Origin of the sequence: Polaribacter butkevichii, assembly GCF_038024105.1 — a bacterium.
GTDB classification, from domain to species: Bacteria; Bacteroidota; Bacteroidia; order Flavobacteriales; family Flavobacteriaceae; genus Polaribacter; species Polaribacter butkevichii.
In genome coordinates this window covers 3,302,464-3,320,749 of record NZ_CP150661.1, presented here as the reverse complement: position 1 = coordinate 3,320,749, position 18,286 = coordinate 3,302,464, and the positions used below count along the sequence as shown (strand labels likewise).

Annotated in this window: 16 protein-coding genes; 7 read left to right on the top strand and 9 right to left on the bottom strand. The window is 30.9% G+C overall.

Annotated features, from left to right (window positions below):
- Positions 1 to 200: 200 nt before the first annotated feature.
- Positions 201 to 1,331, top strand: a complete 1,131-nt coding sequence (locus tag WG951_RS13910) for a vWA domain-containing protein (protein WP_105047555.1) — start codon at positions 201 to 203, stop codon at positions 1,329 to 1,331.
- A gap of 133 nt (positions 1,332 to 1,464) precedes the next feature.
- On the opposite strand, the gene WG951_RS13905 is transcribed toward WG951_RS13910, so the two are convergent.
- Positions 1,465 to 2,256, bottom strand: coding sequence for a DUF2797 domain-containing protein (locus WG951_RS13905; RefSeq protein ID WP_211296685.1), 792 nt, complete (start codon positions 2,254 to 2,256; stop codon positions 1,465 to 1,467).
- Positions 2,257 to 2,338: 82 nt separating this feature from the next.
- Here WG951_RS13905 and WG951_RS13900 point away from each other — a divergent pair, with 82 nt between their 5' ends.
- Positions 2,339 to 3,856, top strand: a complete 1,518-nt coding sequence (locus tag WG951_RS13900) for a GH3 auxin-responsive promoter family protein (protein WP_105047553.1) — start codon at positions 2,339 to 2,341, stop codon at positions 3,854 to 3,856.
- Between the two features lie 76 nt (positions 3,857 to 3,932).
- Positions 3,933 to 6,341, top strand: coding sequence for a TonB-dependent receptor (locus WG951_RS13895; protein WP_105047552.1), 2,409 nt, complete (start codon positions 3,933 to 3,935; stop codon positions 6,339 to 6,341).
- 1 nt (position 6,342) lies between these two features.
- Here the strand turns inward: WG951_RS13895 and WG951_RS13890 are convergent, their stop codons facing one another.
- On the bottom strand, positions 6,343 to 7,320 hold the full coding sequence (locus WG951_RS13890) for a polyprenyl synthetase family protein (RefSeq protein WP_105047551.1): 978 nt from the start codon (positions 7,318 to 7,320) through the stop codon (positions 6,343 to 6,345).
- Between the two features lie 240 nt (positions 7,321 to 7,560).
- On the opposite strand from WG951_RS13890, the gene WG951_RS13885 reads away from it, so the two are divergent.
- Entirely contained in the window at positions 7,561 to 8,157 is a 597-nt protein-coding gene (locus WG951_RS13885; protein WP_105047550.1) for a hypothetical protein, read from the top strand.
- 92 nt (positions 8,158 to 8,249) lie between these two features.
- Here the strand turns inward: WG951_RS13885 and rlmN are convergent, their stop codons facing one another.
- From rlmN to WG951_RS13865, 4 genes are all read right to left on the bottom strand, one after another.
- Positions 8,250 to 9,287, bottom strand: coding sequence for a 23S rRNA (adenine(2503)-C(2))-methyltransferase RlmN (gene rlmN / locus WG951_RS13880; protein WP_105047549.1), 1,038 nt, complete (start codon positions 9,285 to 9,287; stop codon positions 8,250 to 8,252).
- Between the two features lie 362 nt (positions 9,288 to 9,649).
- Positions 9,650 to 10,699 carry a tRNA preQ1(34) S-adenosylmethionine ribosyltransferase-isomerase QueA gene (gene queA / locus WG951_RS13875; RefSeq protein WP_105047548.1) on the bottom strand — a complete coding sequence of 350 codons (1,050 nt, stop codon included), beginning with the start codon at positions 10,697 to 10,699 and terminating at the stop codon, positions 9,650 to 9,652.
- A gap of 72 nt (positions 10,700 to 10,771) precedes the next feature.
- On the bottom strand, positions 10,772 to 12,001 hold the full coding sequence (locus tag WG951_RS13870) for a 3-phosphoshikimate 1-carboxyvinyltransferase (protein ID WP_105047547.1): 1,230 nt from the start codon (positions 11,999 to 12,001) through the stop codon (positions 10,772 to 10,774).
- A 109-nt stretch (positions 12,002 to 12,110) separates the two neighbouring features.
- Positions 12,111 to 12,812, bottom strand: a complete 702-nt coding sequence (locus tag WG951_RS13865; protein WP_105047546.1) for a crotonase/enoyl-CoA hydratase family protein — start codon at positions 12,810 to 12,812, stop codon at positions 12,111 to 12,113.
- A 416-nt stretch (positions 12,813 to 13,228) separates the two neighbouring features.
- Between WG951_RS13865 and WG951_RS13860 the strand changes: the two genes are divergently transcribed.
- A complete protein-coding gene (locus WG951_RS13860) occupies positions 13,229 to 14,530 on the top strand; it encodes a voltage-gated chloride channel family protein (protein WP_105047545.1) in 1,302 nt (433 codons plus the stop codon).
- A 30-nt stretch (positions 14,531 to 14,560) separates the two neighbouring features.
- Here WG951_RS13860 and WG951_RS13855 read toward each other — a convergent pair whose 3' ends face one another.
- The 3 genes from WG951_RS13855 to WG951_RS13845 form a co-directional block, all read right to left on the bottom strand.
- Positions 14,561 to 15,529, bottom strand: coding sequence for a BT_3928 family protein (locus WG951_RS13855; protein WP_105047544.1), 969 nt, complete (start codon positions 15,527 to 15,529; stop codon positions 14,561 to 14,563).
- The gene (locus WG951_RS13850; RefSeq protein WP_105047543.1) at positions 15,526 to 16,161 is read right to left on the bottom strand and encodes a hypothetical protein; all 636 of its coding nucleotides are present in this window, start codon (positions 16,159 to 16,161) and stop codon (positions 15,526 to 15,528) included. The genes WG951_RS13855 and WG951_RS13850 overlap by 4 nt, the downstream gene beginning before the upstream one ends.
- Before the next feature lie 81 nt (positions 16,162 to 16,242).
- On the bottom strand, positions 16,243 to 16,779 hold the full coding sequence (locus WG951_RS13845; protein WP_105047542.1) for a DUF1599 domain-containing protein: 537 nt from the start codon (positions 16,777 to 16,779) through the stop codon (positions 16,243 to 16,245).
- An 89-nt stretch (positions 16,780 to 16,868) separates the two neighbouring features.
- On the opposite strand from WG951_RS13845, the gene WG951_RS13840 reads away from it, so the two are divergent.
- Positions 16,869 to 17,450 carry a TIGR00730 family Rossman fold protein gene (locus tag WG951_RS13840; protein WP_105049315.1) on the top strand — a complete coding sequence of 194 codons (582 nt, stop codon included), beginning with the start codon at positions 16,869 to 16,871 and terminating at the stop codon, positions 17,448 to 17,450.
- A 1-nt stretch (position 17,451) separates the two neighbouring features.
- Complete coding sequence (gene folP / locus WG951_RS13835) at positions 17,452 to 18,273, top strand: dihydropteroate synthase (RefSeq protein ID WP_105047541.1); 822 nt, start codon at positions 17,452 to 17,454, stop codon at positions 18,271 to 18,273.
- Positions 18,274 to 18,286: the final 13 nt, after the last annotated feature.

Sequence of the window (18,286 nt, the reverse complement as noted above, 5' to 3'; positions counted from 1 at the left end):
ATCAAAAAAAATAGCTTTTCTTTTAATGTTTCCATTTTACTTATTAAAAATAAAGGTTTACTCATTTTGTATTCCTTTTCACTCAACCAAAAGGAGGTTTTACTCATTGGCTGTTTTTTAAGAATTAAGTTGGTCTTAATATTGACTTATTAAAAACAACCAAACTTTTAATCATTTATAAAACCTTAAAACAATCTATTATGAAAAAATTCGTATTAAAAGTCGTATCAGTATTACTCTTATTTTTCTCCATTAACAACTTTGCAGTAAACGAGCCATCATCAGAAAAAACAAAAGAACAAACTATTAAAGTCGCCTTATTGTTAGACACAAGTAGCAGTATGGACGGATTGATAAACCAAGCAAAAGCACAACTTTGGGAAATTGTAAACGAGCTTTCGTATGCTAAATACGGCATTGAAAAACCTAATTTAGAAATTGCTTTGTATGAATACGGAAATTCTAGATTGCCTTCTAGAGAAGGGTATATTAAACAGGTTTTACAGTTTAGTAATGACTTAGATAAAATCTCCGAAAAACTATTTTCTTTAACTACAAGTGGCGGAAATGAGTTTTGCGGACAAGTAATAAAAACATCTTTAAACGAACTTTCTTGGGGAGAAAATAAAAACGATTTAAAAATAATTTTTATTGCAGGTAACGAACGTTTTACACAAGGGAAAATCAATTATAAAGATGCTATTACAGACGCAAAAGAAAAAGATGTAATTATCAATACGATATTTTGTGGTAACTATTCTACCGGAATTTCTGGAATGTGGAAAGATGGTGCAGATTTAGGTGGTGGCGATTATATGACCATAAATCAAGATAAAAAAATTGTGCATGTAGTAACTCCTTATGATGATGACATTATCATTCTAAACAAAAGATTGAACAAGACCTATATTTATTACGGAAATAATGGATATTCTAAATTTTCTTCTCAGAAAGAACAAGATATGAATGCAGAATCTTTAGATGAAGTGGTTATTGTTAAACGTGCCGTTAGTAAAAGTTCTCGTTTGTACGACAATTCTTCTTGGGATTTGGTAGATGCTGATAAAAAGCAAAAAGTAGATTACAATAAAATTGAAAAAGAAAAACTACCTACAGCATTACATAATAAATCGGAAACTGAAATTAAAAGTTATGTAAAATTAAAAGCTAAAGAACGAACAGAAATTCAGCAAAAAATTAAAGAATTAGATGCAAAAAGAAGAAGCTTTATTGCTAAAAAACAAAAAGAAAGTAGCAAAAAAGACGAATTAAATAACGTCATGCTAAACGCTATTAAAAGACAAGCTAAATTAAAAAACTATGCTTGGTAAAAGGTAATACTATAGCTATTTCACAGAGTTACTTAGAGCATTTCACAGAGATTCACGGAGAAGAAAATTAGACCTTCTCTATGAATCTCTGTTATTTTACTCTGTGAATCTTTCTCTTATAACTATACTAATTTTACACCTCAATTGAAACCACCAAACCTTCGTTACTTCTTACATTAAAAACAGTTTCGTCTTCAAAAATTAAATATTGTCCTTTTATTCCAACTAAAGTTCCTGTATAAGTCGGCGTTTTAATTAAATTTAAACTTTTAGGCTTTGCCGGATATTTTACAACCGGAAAATTAAGATGCGTTTCCGAATTATTTTCAATAAAATATTCTAAAGCTTCATCTGGTATGTATTGCTTCAATTTATCTCGCCATGCTACCAAATCTACATCTTCAATATCATTCTTTAGCATTTTTCTCCAATTGGTTTTATCAGCAACATAATCTTTTAAAGCAACTTCGGTAATACCTGCTAAATATCGATTAGGAGTTTCTACTATTTCTATAGCTTCATGCGCTCCTTGATCTATCCAACGTGTAGGCACTTGCTGCTTTCTGGTAACTCCTACTTTTACATTACTAGAATTTGCTAAATACACAATATGCGGTTTTAATTGCACGGATTGTTCATAGGCTAAATCTCTATCTTCTATCCCTAAATGAGCTTTACTTAATTCTGGATGCATAATCCAATCGCCTGCATTTGGAGTGTCGAAAAAACAAGATTTACAAAAACCTTGTCTATAAATTTTCTTTTCTAAATGACAGTTTAAACATTCATAAGTAACAAAATTGATGGTTAAATCTTTATTTAACAACTGATTCATGTTTATAAAATCAGTTTTCATGTCTAAATAATACTGAATTTGTTCTGCATTTTCAGTCATCATTTTTTTTAAAACTCCTTGGTAAATCATCGCACAAATTTTAGTATTTTTAAACTTCGGTTTTAAAACAATAATTGTTCTAAAATCGTTCAAAACAAACTTACGAATTTCTATGGCTTTTCAAATTATCAATTCTATAATTTCTTGGTTTTTAAAGAAACGAAAACATCAAATAGAGCTGTTTTTAAAATACCCTATTGATGTTCAGAACGAATTACTTTTAAAACTGGTAAACACAGCTAAAAACACAGAAGTTGGTAAAGAATACAACTTTGCTAGCATAAAAAACCATACAGATTTTACAAAAAATGTTCCTATTCAAAAATATGAAACTTTTGAACCTTTAATAGAACGATGTAGAAAAGGTGAACAAAATTTATTCTGGCCAACAGATATTAAATGGTTTGCAAAAAGCAGCGGAACCACCAATGCAAAAAGTAAATTTATACCTGTTTCTGATGAAGCTTTAGAGTATTGCCACATGAAAGCAGGTAAAGATATGTTGTGTTTGTACATTAATAATAATGAAGACACTCAGCTTTTTACAGGTAAAGGATTGCGTTTGGGCGGAAGTTCTGATGTGTACCAAGACAACAATTCTTATTTTGGAGATTTATCTGCTATCATTATAGAAAACATGCCTTTTTGGGCCGATTTTAGCTCTGCTCCTAGCCAAGAAGTAGCTTTAATGAGCGATTGGGAAACAAAAATGGATGCCATTATTGATGAAACTATTGATGAAGATATTACAAGTTTAGCAGGTGTACCAAGTTGGATGTTGGTATTGCTTAATCGTATTTTAGAAAGAACCGGAAAAGAACATATTTTAGAAGTTTGGCCTAATTTAGAAGTCTATTTTCATGGAGGCGTAAACTTTAATCCTTATAGAGAACAGTACAAAAAAATTATTCCGAAAAAGAGTTTTAAGTATTACGAAATTTACAATGCTTCAGAAGGTTTCTTTGCCATTCAGGATAGAAACAACTCTAAAGAATTATTGTTGATGTTAGATTACGGAATTTTCTATGAATTTATTCCGATGAGTGAATACAAAGGCGAAAGTTCTGAAACCATTACACTTGCTGATGTAAAAAAAGACATCGATTATGCTTTAATTATTACTACCAATGGGGGTTTATGGCGTTATTTAATTGGTGATACCATTCGTTTTACATCATTAGAACCGTACAGAATTAAAATTACCGGACGTACAAAACATTACATAAATGTCTTTGGAGAAGAACTTAACATAGAAAATGTAGAAGATGCTTTAAAATTAGCTTGCGAAAAAACAGAAGCCACCATTTCTGATTATACTGTGGGACCTATTTTTATGGAAGGCAAAGAAAAAGGTGGTCATGAGTGGATTTTAGAATTTAGCAAAAAACCAGAATGTATTGGTTATTTTTCTGAAGTTTTAGACAATGCTTTAAAATCAATAAATTCAGATTACGAAGCAAAACGCTATTTAAATATGACTTTAATGGCCCCAAAAGTACATCAAGTAGAGCAAGGCCTCTTCTACACTTGGTTAAAGAAAAAAAACAAATTAGGGGGGCAACACAAAGTACCAAGACTTTCTAATTCTAGAGATTTTGTAGAAGAATTATTAATCTTAAAAAACTCTTAAAATTATTTTTATTTTCATTGAATAGGCATGATTATTGATAAATAATCTTAGATTTTATCTTTGTAAAAACCTAACTATGATTAAAAAAGTTACTCTAATTTTTTTCCTTTTTTTTTTAAACTTTACTTCGAGCGCTCAAATACTTACCGTAATTAACAAAGAAACAAAAGAGCCTTTAGACCAAGTTACCATCTTTAATTTACAAACCAACGATTACGTTACAACCAACGGAAAAGGGCAAGTAGATATTAGTAGTTTTAAAAAAAATGAACTTTTAAAAATTAGATTTCTTGGTTTTAAAACACAAACTAAAACTTATCAAACTCTAAAACAAAGCAATTTTTTACTGCAACTAACACCAACTATTTTAAAAATAGATGAGATTGTTATTTCTGCTACCAAATGGAAACAAAAAACGTCTGATTTAGCTTCTAAAATTAGTACCATTTCACCTAAAGCTATTGAATTGATGAATACACAAACAGCAGCTGATTTATTAACGGTTTCTGGCAAAGTATTTATTCAAAAAAGTCAACAAGGAGGCGGAAGCCCAATGATTAGAGGTTTTGCAACCAATAGATTACTATACACCATTGATGGTGTTAGAATGAATAATGCCATTTTTAGAGCCGGTAATATTCAGAATGTAATTTCTTTAGATCCTTTTGCTATCGAAGAAACAGAAATTATTTTTGGCCCCGGTTCTGTAATTTACGGAAGTGATGCCATTGGAGCTGTAATGAGTTTTAAAACATTATCTGCAAACTTATCTTTAGACAATGAAACCTTAATAACAGGAAAAGCTTTTACAAGATTCTCTTCTGCAAATGAAGAAAAAACATACCATGCCGATTTTAATTTAGGCTATAAAAAATGGGCATTTGTTACCAGCTTAAGCTACAATGATTATGGCGATTTAAAAATGGGAAGTAACGGACCTGATGAATACTTAAGAAACTATTATGTAGAAAGACAAAACAACCAAGATGTTGTAATTACCAATAAAAACCCTAAAATACAAACTCCATCTGGCTATACACAAACCAACTTAATGCAAAAAGTTAGGTTTAAACCTAATGAAACTTGGAATTTTGAATATGGATTCCATCTCTCTGAAACTTCTAGCTACTCTAGATACGATAGACACTTAAGAACAAAAAACGGAGACCCTCGTTATGGAGAATGGAGCTATGGTCCACAAAAGTGGATGATGAATAATTTTGAAATCAATAAAAAAGGAACGAGTTCTTTTTATGATGATGTTACTTTAAGAATAACCTATCAAAAATTTGACGAAAGTAGAATTAGCCGAGATTTTAATGATAACGGAAGAGAAACAAGAACAGAAAATGTAGACGCATACTCTTCTAACTTAGATTTCTCTAAAAGCTTAAGTAGAAAAAGCAAATTATTTTACGGAGCAGAATATGTTTATAATGATGTAAAATCTACAGGTATAAATACAAATATTGACACCAATATTTCTGAAAAAGGAGCCAGTAGATACCCTAATTCTAATTGGTCTTCTTTAGGTATTTATACTTCTAATCAATATGATTTTTCTAAAAAATGGGTTTTACAATCTGGTTTACGTTATAATTTTTACAGTTTAAACGCTACGTTTGATACTACATTTTATCCTTTACCATTTACGCAAGCAAAAATAAATGATGGCGCTTTAACTGGTAGTTTGGGCTTAATTTTTAGACCGCAAGAAGATTGGTTATTAAGCACTAACTTTTCTACTGCTTTCCGTTCACCTAATGTAGATGATGTTGGTAAAATTTTCGATTCAGAACCTGGTTCTGTAGTAGTTCCTAATCCAGATTTAAAAGCAGAATACGCTTACAATACAGATATTTCTGTTGCTAAAACTTTTGGCGATTATTTAAAAATAGAAGTAACTGGTTTTTACACCAATTTAAAAGACGCTATGGTATTAAGAGATTTTACATTAAATGGCGAAACTGAAATGATGTATGACGGAGAATTAAGTACAATACAAGCAATACAAAATGCTGCCGTTGCTAATGTATACGGGTTTCAAACAGGTTTTGAAGCGGAATTAGGAAACGGAATTGGATTTTCATCAACAGTGAGTTATCAAAAAGGAGAAGAAGAGTTAGACAACGGAGATACGAGCCCTTCTAGACACGCAGCTCCTTGGTTTGGTACAACACGCCTTACGTATAATGCAAGTAAATTAAAAGCACAATTGTATGCTAATTACAGTGGTTCTGTTGCTTATGATGATTTACCTGATAGTGAAAAAGCCAAAGATTATATCTACGCAATTGATGATAATGGAAACCCATATTCACCATCTTATGTAACCTTAAATTTAAAAACTTCTTATAGGTTTACAGATAATTTATTAATCTCAACAGGTTTAGAAAACATTACAGACAAACGTTACAGACCTTATAGCTCTGGAATTGTTTCTCCTGGTAGAAATTTTGTAATTTCTTTAAAAGCAAATATTTAAACTAAATTTTACGTTCTACAACGTAATCTATCATTGTTAATAAAGAATCTTTATATGGCGATGTAGGAAAGTCTTCTAATATGGCTAAAGCTTTATTTTTGTAATCATTCATTTTGGTGGTTGTATACTCTATACCTCCTTTTTCTTTTACAAAAGCAATAACTTCTTTAACTCTCTCTTTATTTTTATTGTGTTTCTTAACGGAGTTAATTAACCATGCTTTCTCCTTTTTAGAACAATTATTTAGCGTGTAAATTAACGGCAAGGTCATTTTTTGCTCTTTAATATCAATCCCTGTAGGTTTCCCTATATTGGCTTCTGTATAATCAAACAAATCATCTTTAATTTGAAAAGCAATACCAATATACTCACCAAACTTTCGCATTTTACGCACACAATCTTGATTTGCACCAACAGAAGCAGCTCCAATACCACAACAAGCAGCAATTAAGGTAGCTGTCTTTTTTCTAATAATATCAAAATAGACCGCTTCTGTAATGTCTAATTTTCTTGCTTTTTCTATTTGCAGTAATTCTCCTTCGCTCATTTCTCTTACCGCAATAGAAATTAGTTTTAGCAAATCAAAATCTTCATTATCTATAGATAATAACAATCCTTTAGACAATAAAAAATCACCTACTAAAACTGCAATTTTATTTTTCCAAAGTGCATTTACAGAGAAAAAACCTCTACGTCTGTTACTATCATCTACCACATCATCATGTACCAAAGTTGCAGTATGAATTAATTCTACCACAGAAGCTCCCCGATAGGTTCTTTCATCGAAACCTCCATTAGAAACCATTTTAGCCACCAAAAAAACAAACATTGGTCGCATTTGTTTTCCTTTTCTACGAACAATATAATAGGTAATTCTATTTAACAGCGGAACTTTAGACAACATAGATTCTTTGAACTTTTCTTCAAAGAGTTCCATTTCGTTTTTAATGGGAAGTTTTATAAGTTCTACTGGTTTCATTAACGACTGTTTATCCTGATAAAAAACCAAAAGTAAAGAAATAAATTAAGATGCTTTTGCTTGGAACCTTAATCTTTTTAAACAGCCATTTATTATTGATTTTTTAACTAAAAAAATTATCTGTGATTTCTAAAAAAAAGTCTCATTCAGAAATAATAAAATGATTAAAATTAGCACCAAATTAAATTTTTCTATTACCTTTCTAACCTTTAAAAAAACAAATTTACAAACTAAATTACTATGCAAGAAATTCATTTTCCCGTTACTTTTCAATTTAAAATATCTACGTTAGCAAACGACTTTACAGCAAAAGATAGTAGCGGAAAACCTATTGCCTATGTGCGTCAGAAAATGTTTAAGTTAAAAGAAGATATTAGTATTTATGAAAATGATACCAAATCTAAATTAAACTATAAAATTAAAGCTGATAAATGGTTAGACTTTTCTACGGCTTATTCTTTTTTTGATGAGAAGGATAAAGAGTTTGGAAAAGTGGCTAGAAAAGGATGGAAATCTCTTTGGAATGCGCATTACGAAATTATTGATCAGTATGAAAAACAACAATATGTAATTAACGAGAAAAACCCTTGGGTAAAAGTATTAGACTCTTTACTTGGTGAAATTCCTGTTTTAAGTTTCTTTACAGGATATCTTTTTAACCCAACTTACCTAGTTAAAAACAATGAAGGTAAAACGGTTGTTGAACTTAAAAAATTAAAGTCCTTTTTTGGTAGAAACTTTGAGGTTTCTAAAATAGGCGAACTAGATAGTGATGATGATGATAGAGTGATGCTTTCTTTAATGATGTTTGTTTTATTAGAAAGAAGAAGAGGTTAAACCAACGTCTTAAAACATAAAAAAGGCGCTCAATAGATTTTAAAATCTGTTGAGCGCTTTTTATTTTGTGTATAATTTTCTAAATAGAACTATTAAGATTTATTTGCTAACTGTCCGCAAGCAGCATCAATATCTTTACCTCTACTTCTTCTTACATTTACAGTAATATCATTCATTTCTAAATTAGAAATATAATTATTTATTGCAGAAGAACTAGCTTGTTGAAACTCGCCATCATCAATAGGGTTGTATTCTATTAAGTTTACCTTACATGGCACTGCTTTACAAAATGCTACTAATGCCTTTATATCTTCTTTTTTATCGTTAATGCCATCCCAAACAATATATTCGTAAGTAATTTCTCTACCTGTTTTTTCGTACCAATATTCTAAAGATTCTTTTAAATCTTTTAATGGAAAAGTAGTATTAAAAGGCATAATTGTAGTTCTAACCTCATCGATTGCAGAGTGTAAAGAAACAGCTAAATTAAATTTAGCGTCTTCATCTGCCATCATTTTAATCATTTTTGGCACTCCAGATGTAGAAACCGTAATTCTTTTAGACGACATGCCTAAACCTTCTGGAGAAGTAATCATCTCTATAGATTTCATCATGTTTTTATAGTTCATTAAGGGTTCTCCCATTCCCATAAAAACAATGTTCGTCAGTTTTTTATTATAATACAATCTACTTTGTTGGTCTATGACAACAACTTGATCGTAAATTTCATCTGGATTTAAATTACGCATTCTTTTTAATCGTGCTGTTGCACAGAATTTACAATCTAAACTACAACCCACTTGACTAGAAACACAAGCTGTTGTTCTTTTTTCTGTAGGTATTAAAACAGACTCTACAATTAAACCATCGTGTAATTTAATTCCGTTTTTAATCGTTCCATCTTTACTTTTTTGCATAGAATCTACTTTGATATGATTGATAACAAAGTTAGCTTCTAACATTTCTCTAGTTTCTTTAGAGATGTTTGTCATTGCATCAAAAGTATGTAAAGACTTACTCCAAAGCCATTCATACACCTGGTTTCCTCTAAAAGCTTTATCGCCATTTTCTACAAAAAAATCACGTAATTGGTCTTTACTTAAGGCTCTTATGTCTTTCTTTTTATCCAAAATAATTATTATTTAAAAAAATCAAAGTTTAATGATTAAAAATTGACCGCTGCAAAAATACGTATATAATTTGAGGTTATACCTTTTGTTAGCAAGTAGGTTGCGTTAGCGATTGAAATGGCATCTTTTTTAAATGTTTTTAGAAATGCGTCATTGCGAGGAACGAAGCAATCTGTTTATCTAAAAGAGATTGCCACATAAAGCAGAAAAGCTTTATTCGCAATGACAAATTTAAAAAGATATAGCCTTTCGACTCTGCTCAAGATAAATTCTAAGCGCGACCTTTTTAGGGAACGCCCAAATAAAAAAAAGGCTGATAATTAAATAATTATCAGCCTTTAAGTTTTAAATTCTTAAAAGAATTATATAATTAACATAGCGTCTCCGTAAGTAGAAAATCTATATTTTTCTTTAATTGCTTCTTTGTATGCTTCCATTACAAAATCGTAACCACCAAAAGCGGCTGCTTGCATTAATAATGTAGATTTTGGTGTGTGAAAGTTTGTAATCATTGCGGTAGCGATACTGAAATCGTGAGGTGGGAAAATGAATTTATTGGTCCAACCTGTAAATCCGTTTAGCTCACCTTTAGATGAAACTGAAGATTCTATCGTTCTCATTACTGTTGTACCTACTGCACAAACTCTTCTTTTTTCTTTTTTAGCTTTATTGATTTTTTCTGCAGTTGCCTCTGAGATATCAATCTGCTCAGAATCCATTTTATGCTTAGATAAATCTTCTACTTCTACAGGGCTAAATGTACCTAAACCAACGTGTAATGTAGTTTCTGCAAATTCTACTCCTTTAATTTCTAAACGTTTCATTAAATGTTTAGAAAAGTGTAAACCTGCTGTTGGCACTGCTACTGCACCTTCGTGCTTTGCATAAATAGTTTGGTAACGCTCATCGTCTATAGGTTCTACATCTCTACCAATTGCTTTTGGTAATGGTGTTTGACCAAGTTCTAATAATTTTGCTCTAAACTCTTCGTAAGAACCATCAAATAAGAAACGTAAAGTTCTTCCTCTAGATGTTGTGTTGTCTATTACCTCTGCTACTAAACTATCATCGTCTCCGAAAAATAATTTGTTACCGATTCTAATTTTTCTTGCCGGATCTACTAAAACATCCCACAATCTATTTTCTGCGTTTAATTCTCTTAATAAGAAAACTTCTATTCTAGCGCCTGTTTTTTCTTTGTTACCAAACATTCTTGCAGGAAAAACCTTGGTATTATTCAACATCATAACATCTCCTTCTTCGAAGTAGTTTATAACATCTTTAAAAACTTTGTGTTCTATGGTACCGTCTTTTCTGTTAAGAACCATTAAACGAGATTCGTCTCTGTGTTCTGCAGGATATTGAGCTAAAAGCTCATCTGGTAAATCAAATTCAAAATGCGATAATTTCATATGTCTATTTGCTTATAAAGTGCGCAAATATACGATATCGGAATAGGCGTTGTCAAGTGTTTGACCGTTTATTTATAGTTTATCTATTTTAATACCAATTTGTTGCATGTCGTCCCAAAATTTTTGATACGATTTTGTAACCACTTCTGCATTTAAAATTTTAATAGGAACTCTTAATGCCAAAGGCGCAAATGCCATTGCCATTCTATGATCGTTATAGGTTTTTATAGAAATATTTGAGTTTATGGTAGCAGAAGTTTCTAAATGTAGACTTTTGTCTGTTACAGAAATAATGGCTCCTAAATTGGTTAACTCGTCATTTAAAGCAACTAATCTATCAGTTTCTTTAATTTTTAACGTGTGTAAACCACTTAAATTACAGGCAATATTTTCTGCAAAACAAGTTACTGCAATGGTCTGTGCAATATCTGGCGCATTTTTTAAGTCGATTTCTAAGGTTTCTTTCTTCGTTTCTTTTACTTTTTTAAGGGTGATAAAATTCTCACCAAAAATAGTTTCTACTCCAAAATGCTGATAAATTTCTGCCAAACAAGAATCTCCTTGTAAGCTTTCTTTTTTATATGCTGATAATTGAATTTCTGATCCAATATCTGATAATGCTATAATTGAATAAAAATAACTAGCAGAAGACCAGTCTGATTCTACAACAACAAGTTGTTTTTCTATTGATTTCTTAGGATTCACTTTAATGAAGTTTCCTTCAAAATTAGTTTCAATCCCTAATTGATTCAACAAACTCAACGTCATGTTTATATAAGGTACCGAAGTAATTTTACCCAATAACTCTATTTCTAACCCGTTTTCTAGTTTTGATGCGATCAATAATAAAGAAGAAATATACTGACTACTTACGTTTCCGTTAATCTGAACTTTATCTGTTGTAATTTTAGAACCTTTAATTCTAATTGGCGGATACCCAACTTTATCTTCATAAGAAATCGTTGCTCCTAAATCTTTTAAAGCATTTACTAAAATTTCAATCGGTCTGTTTTGCATTCTTTCAGAACCTGTTAAAACCACTTCTCTACCCTCTTTTACGGCAAAGTACGACGTTAAAAAACGCATTGCAGTACCTGCATGACCAATATCTACCGTTTCCTTATCTGTAGAAAGTGCATGTTGCATGTGCACAGAATCGTCTGAATCTGATAAGTTTTCTATAGAAATTTCTGGAAATAAATTCTGAAGAATTAACAATCTATTCGATTCACTCTTAGAACCAGAGATTGTTATTTTCTCATTAATCTTTTTATTACCTGCAACATTTAATAATATATCCATTTCCTAAAATTCTATAAATTAGTTTTTCACTAAGCGTCAAAGTTACCATTCAAAAGAAATATAACAAAGTTTATTTCCTTTAAATAAGTGTAAAAATTCATCGCTTTTATTAAGAATTAATAGAGATATCGCTCTTTAAATCCAATTCAATTGCATTTTCTAAATCTAGTAAATGTTGTTTTCTAACTTTTAACTTTGTTTCGGCGTGTGCTTTCTTATTCAGTTTGGCAAACATACCCGCTACTTTTATAGCTGTTGGTAATAAGTGAGTATCCGGAACAATCATATCTAAAAAACCTGCTTTTACCGCATCTTTAGTGTTATAAATTTCAGCATTATTTACACTTCTATTTAAATAGACTTCAGACAATCTAGATTTTGCAATCGCAATTCCGGCATTATGCATCGTCATACCAATCATCACCTCATTTAAACCAATTTTAAAATCGCCTTCTGTACCAATTCTATAATCAGCAGAAAGCAGTAAAAAAGCTCCTTTTGCAATGGCATGACCAGAACATGCAACAATAATTGGTTGCGAAAAAGACAACATTTTTAATGATAATTGAGACCCTTTTGTAACCAATTCTTTAGCTGCTTCTGAAGATTTTGTCATCACTTTTAAATCGAATCCTCCAGATAATATTCCTTTTTGACCTGTAAGAATTACTACTTTATTTTCTGCCGCTGCTTTATCTAAACCAGCATTTAAACCCGCCACAACTTCATGCGAAATCGCATTTGCTTTTCCATTATTAATTGTAATTAAAGCATAATTTTCTTCTGATGTATATGTAACAAATTCGTTCATTTTATGTATATTTTTTTATCGAGTTACAATATAATTTAAAAATACAACACCAACAATACATGGTACATAATTCATTTTATTTGGGCGTTCCTTACAGGACGGGCTTGGAATTTATCTTGAGCGGAGTCGAAAGGCTACAATCTTTTTAAATTTGTCATTGCAAAAAAAGCTTTTTCTGCTTTATGTGGCAATCTCTTTTAGATAAACAGATTGCTTCGTTCCTCGCAATAACGCATTTCTAAAAACATTTAAAAAGGATTTTCACTGCAATCCCTAACGCAACCTACCTGCCAACAAATCTAAATTGAGTACTTATTAGTTATTATTTGTTTATTTTTGCCAGTGAAAGCAAAAAAACATGTGGTTTCGAATACCATAAAATCTAACAATTTCTTTTTTAAGTGGAAGTAACCTCTATGAATACAATTAAAAAATTATTTCTTTCATTTGAACAAAGTTTATCTTTACTATTTTTATTAAAATGGACTTTTATATGCCTATTAATTGGAGCATTAACGGGTAGTACTTCTGCTGTTTTTTTATGGTCTTTAGAATGGGCAACCAATTACAGAGAAGCAAACCTTTGGATTGTTGCTTTGCTACCAATTGCAGGTCTTATAATTGGTTTGTCTTATCATTATTACGGTGAGAGTGTTGTTAAAGGAAATAATTTATTGCTAGAAGAATTTCATTCTCCAAAAAAAATAATTCCTTTTAAAATGGCTCCCTTAGTTTTTTTAGGAACCGTACTTACGCATTTATTTGGAGGTTCTGCTGGTAGAGAGGGAACTGCCGTACAAGTTGGTGGTGCCATTGCAGATCAATTTACCAAAATTTTTAAGCTTTCTGATGCCGATAGAAAAATTGTTTTAATAACAGGTATTAGTGCAGGTTTTGCTTCCGTTTTTGGAACGCCTTTGGCAGGTGCCATTTTTGCTCTAGAAGTAATGGTTATTGGTCGCATAAAATTTGATGCCATTTTACCTAGTTTTTTAGCCGCTATTTTTGCCAACTATTTTTGTGATGTTTGGCAAATTTCTCATCATACACATTACACAATCTCTACAGTTGCAGCACTTACACCTGCAACTATTTTATGGGCTGTATTAGCAGGAATTATTTTTGGTTTGGTAAGCATGTTGTTTTCTAAATCTACACACTTTTGGGGAATTACATTTAAAAAATTTATTAAATATCCTCCACTTCGTCCTGTAATTGGTGGAATTATATTAGCAATTACTTGGTATCTTATTGGAACAACAAAATACATGGGACTTGGTGTACCAACTATTGTAGATGCTTTTAATATCGACTTAAATTCGTACGATTTTATTCTAAAACTATTATTTACCTCTTTTACCTTAGGTGCTGGTTTTAAAGGAGGAGAAGTAACACCTTTATTTTTTATTGGCGCAACATTAGGTAACGTTTTAATTTGGTTTATTCCTTTGCCAATGCCTTTGTTAGCAGGTATGGGTTTTGTGGCTGTTTTTGCAGGTGCAACAAACACACCAATTGCTTGTACTATTATGGGTATTGAATTATTTGGTATTGAATCTGGAATTTTTATCGCCTTAGCGTGTACAACTTCTTATTTATTTTCTGGACATTCTGGTATTTACAGTGCTCAAATTATTGGAAGCCCTAAAAATGTATTTTTTAACAATGAAAAAGGACTAACTCTTACCGACGTAGATAACAAACGTAGTAAAAATTAGTCCTTAAAAACTTTCTAAAAGGTACATAAGTTACAATTCTAACTCGTCTACATCAATCCAATTTTTCTTTTGCATCACTGTTCCTTTATCTAAGATGATAACTCCAGGATTTGCTCTAATCATTGTTTTTAAAGTTGTTTCATCACAGAATAAAAAATCGAACGGTAAATCATACTTTTCTTTTGTAAGAATTAAATCGTCTGTAAAAGACGCTGAAACTCCGTAAACTGTATACCCTTTTTCTTTCGCTTTAGCAGCAACTCCTTTAATTGCTGGAAATCCGTTTTTATCAACTTTATCTAAATTATAGACGATAACCAACATTACTTTTTCTTTCTTTAATAATTCTGGAGCTAAATCTGCTTGTTCATCTTCTAGCATAAAATCATGTACAGGCGGTATTTCACCATCTTCTTTATATTGCATTCCTTCCGGAATACTTTTACCAACCGCATAGGCTCTAAAATCTATAATTGGCAAATGTGTTAAAACATGCTGTACAATAAATAAGAAAGCTGCTAAAGATAAAAAAGTAATCACTTTTGGAATTTTACCTGTAAAAATGGGTTTTATATGTTTTAATCCTACTACTAAAATAAGAACTAATGCAATTAAAACTACATTCTTGTAAAAAGTTCCCCAAGTAGATAATTTTACTGCATCACCAAAACAACCACAGTCGGTTACCTTATTATAATACGCAGAATACCATGTTAAAAATAGAAAAACAAGCATTAAAGCTAACAAACTAAAAACAGTAAACTTTGGTTTGTAGCCAATTAAAATCATTACACCTAATAAGATTTCTGCAATAATTAATAAAATTGCAAAAGGCAATGCATACGGAATTAAAAACTCCATATTTAAAACGTCGGCAGAGAAATATTCTTGAAACTTATATTGAGACCCAATAGGATCTACTAATTTTACAAAGCCAGAAAAAATAAATAAGGCTCCGACTAATATTCTTGAAATTTGTGTAATCAGTTTTAATATCATGATTTTCTATTTATATAATTATGCATTTTATCATTTACTGTTAAATAATAAACGGCAAAAAACATTCTTCTTTTTATTCCTTTAAATTCTTTCATTTTAAATTGATAAAATGCAGATGCTTGCACTCCAAAAGAAATCTCATTAGTCAGACTAAACATCTTATAAAAGTCTCTAAATAAAACATCTTCATTATTTAAACTCTTCAGAAACAAAATATATTTTCCAAATAAATTTAAATCATAAGCTTTATCAACAATTGCTGTTTTACTATCTAATCCCTCATAAAAAGTTTTATGCACCCAAATTTCTTTAAAAAAAGCAGTGTCAATTTTCGAATACACTTCCTCTTGAAGTTTGTAATTTAAAGGTATTTTAAACCCTTTTATTTCTTTATGGTATTCTTCAATGATATTTTTATTGAATTCAAAATAAGCTTCATCTTTAGGCTTACTTTTATCTAAACGAATTTCACTTTCAAAAAAATCGACAATTTTAGCTAAATCTTGTAATTCAGAATCAGTAAAAAATTCTGACAAAGATTCATCAGACTTCATTTCTTTATAAGTTGTAGCTTCTTCCTTAGCACAACCCACAAAAAGCAAAACAGCTATTAAATAAACTAGTTTTTTCATAAATTTATTATAAAAACCTTTCGATACAATTAAATAGATTGCTTCGTTCCTCGCAATGACTAAATTATTTTACTTTGCAACTTACTCCGCCAAATGAATCATTGCAAAAACGGCATAATTAATCATGTCTTGGTAATTGGCATCAATGCCTTCAGACACCAACGTTTTTCCTTTATTATCTTCTATTTGTTTAACACGTAATAATTTCTGCAAAATTAAATCGGTTAAACTAGAAACACGCATATCTCTCCACGCCTCACCATAATCATGATTTTTATTCATCATTAATTCTTTAGTAATTTTAGCATGTTTATCGTATAAAATAGTTGCTTCTTCTGTGTTTAAATCGGGGTTTGCTACAACACCATTCTCTAACTGAATTAACGCCATTATAGAATAATTGATGATTCCAATAAACTCAGATTTTTCACCTTCATCAACCTTTCTAACTTCATTTTCTTGCAACTGACGAATTCTTTGTGCTTTAATAAAAATCTGATCTGTTAATGATGGTAAACGTAAAATACGCCACGCAGAACCGTAATCACTCATTTTTTTTATAAATAAACTTCTGCATTCTTCTATTACAGCATCGTATTGTTTCGAGGTATCTTGCATTTTCTCTTGTTAAAAAGTATTTGTTCAAAAATACTAAATACTAGATGCTTTTCATTTATTTTTACAAAAGAATTTTAAAACCCCATACTTTGAAAAAAATTGCTGTTTTTTGCGGATCAAGCTTAGGCTTTAACCCTATTTATAAAGAACTTGCCGTTACATTAGGAAATCATTTTGCAGCGCATAATATTGGCTTGGTTTATGGTGGCGGAAAAATAGGAATGATGGGCGCGCTTGCCGATGCCATTTTAGCTCATAATGGCGAAGTTATTGGTGTAATTCCTCAATTATTAGAAAAAGAAGAAGTTGTTCATTCTGAAGTAGAAGAAATGATTGTTTGTAAAAAAATGAGCGAACGCAAAGTAATCATCAGCAAATTAGTAGATGGTTATATTACGCTTCCTGGTGGTTTTGGAACCCTAGATGAACTTTTTGAAGCTCTTACTTTAGGGCAATTACACATAGAACAAAAACCAGTAGGTATTTTAAATATAAATGGATTTTTTGATGCTGTTTTACTGCAATTAGATAAAATGGTTGCAGAAGGTTTCTTAAAACAAACCAATAGAGATATGTTAATTGTTGGTACTTCTGTAGAAGATTTAATGCAAAAAATGAACGCTTACCAAGCGCCAAAAATTAGCCACGTAATTAATAAAGTAGTAAGTTAACATGACTATAAATTGCAAAGGTACTTTAGTAGATTTAGCATCTCCAAAAGTAATGGGAATTTTAAATGTAACACCAGATTCTTTCTTTGACGGTGGTAAATATAAAAACGAAGCAGACATTCTTTCTCAAGTAGAAAAAATGCTTTTAGATGGCGCCACTTTTATAGATGTTGGCGCGTATTCTTCTAGACCTGGCGCAAAACATATTTCCGAAGCAGAAGAACTGCAAAGAATTGTGCCTGTTATCAATTTATTGGTACAAAATTTCCCTGAAATTATTATTTCTGTAGATACTTTTAGAAGCAAAATAGCACAAGAAACCATAAATGCAGGTGCAGCAATTGTAAATGATATTTCTGGCGGAAAAATGGATGAAAATATGTTTGCAACCGTTGCCAACTTGCAAGTTCCTTATATTTTAATGCACATGTTAGGTACTCCACAAAACATGCAGAAAAACCCTGTTTACACAGACGTAACCAAAGAAATTATCTCCTTTTTTGCCGAACAAATACACAAATTACATCAACTTAAATTAAATGACATTATTATAGATATTGGTTTCGGATTTGGAAAAACCAACGCTCATAATTTTGAAATCTTAAAGAATTTAGAACTTTTTAAAAGTTTAGATGCACCCATTTTAGCAGGAATTTCTCGTAAATCTATGTTGTACAAAACCTTAGATATTTCTGCCCAAGAAGCCCTAAATGCTACTACTTCTGCAAACACCATTGCGTTGTTAAATGGCGCAAATATTTTACGTGTTCACGATGTAAAAGAAGCTGTAGAAGCTGTAAAAATTGTAAATCAGATCCGTTAATCGTAATTGCGAG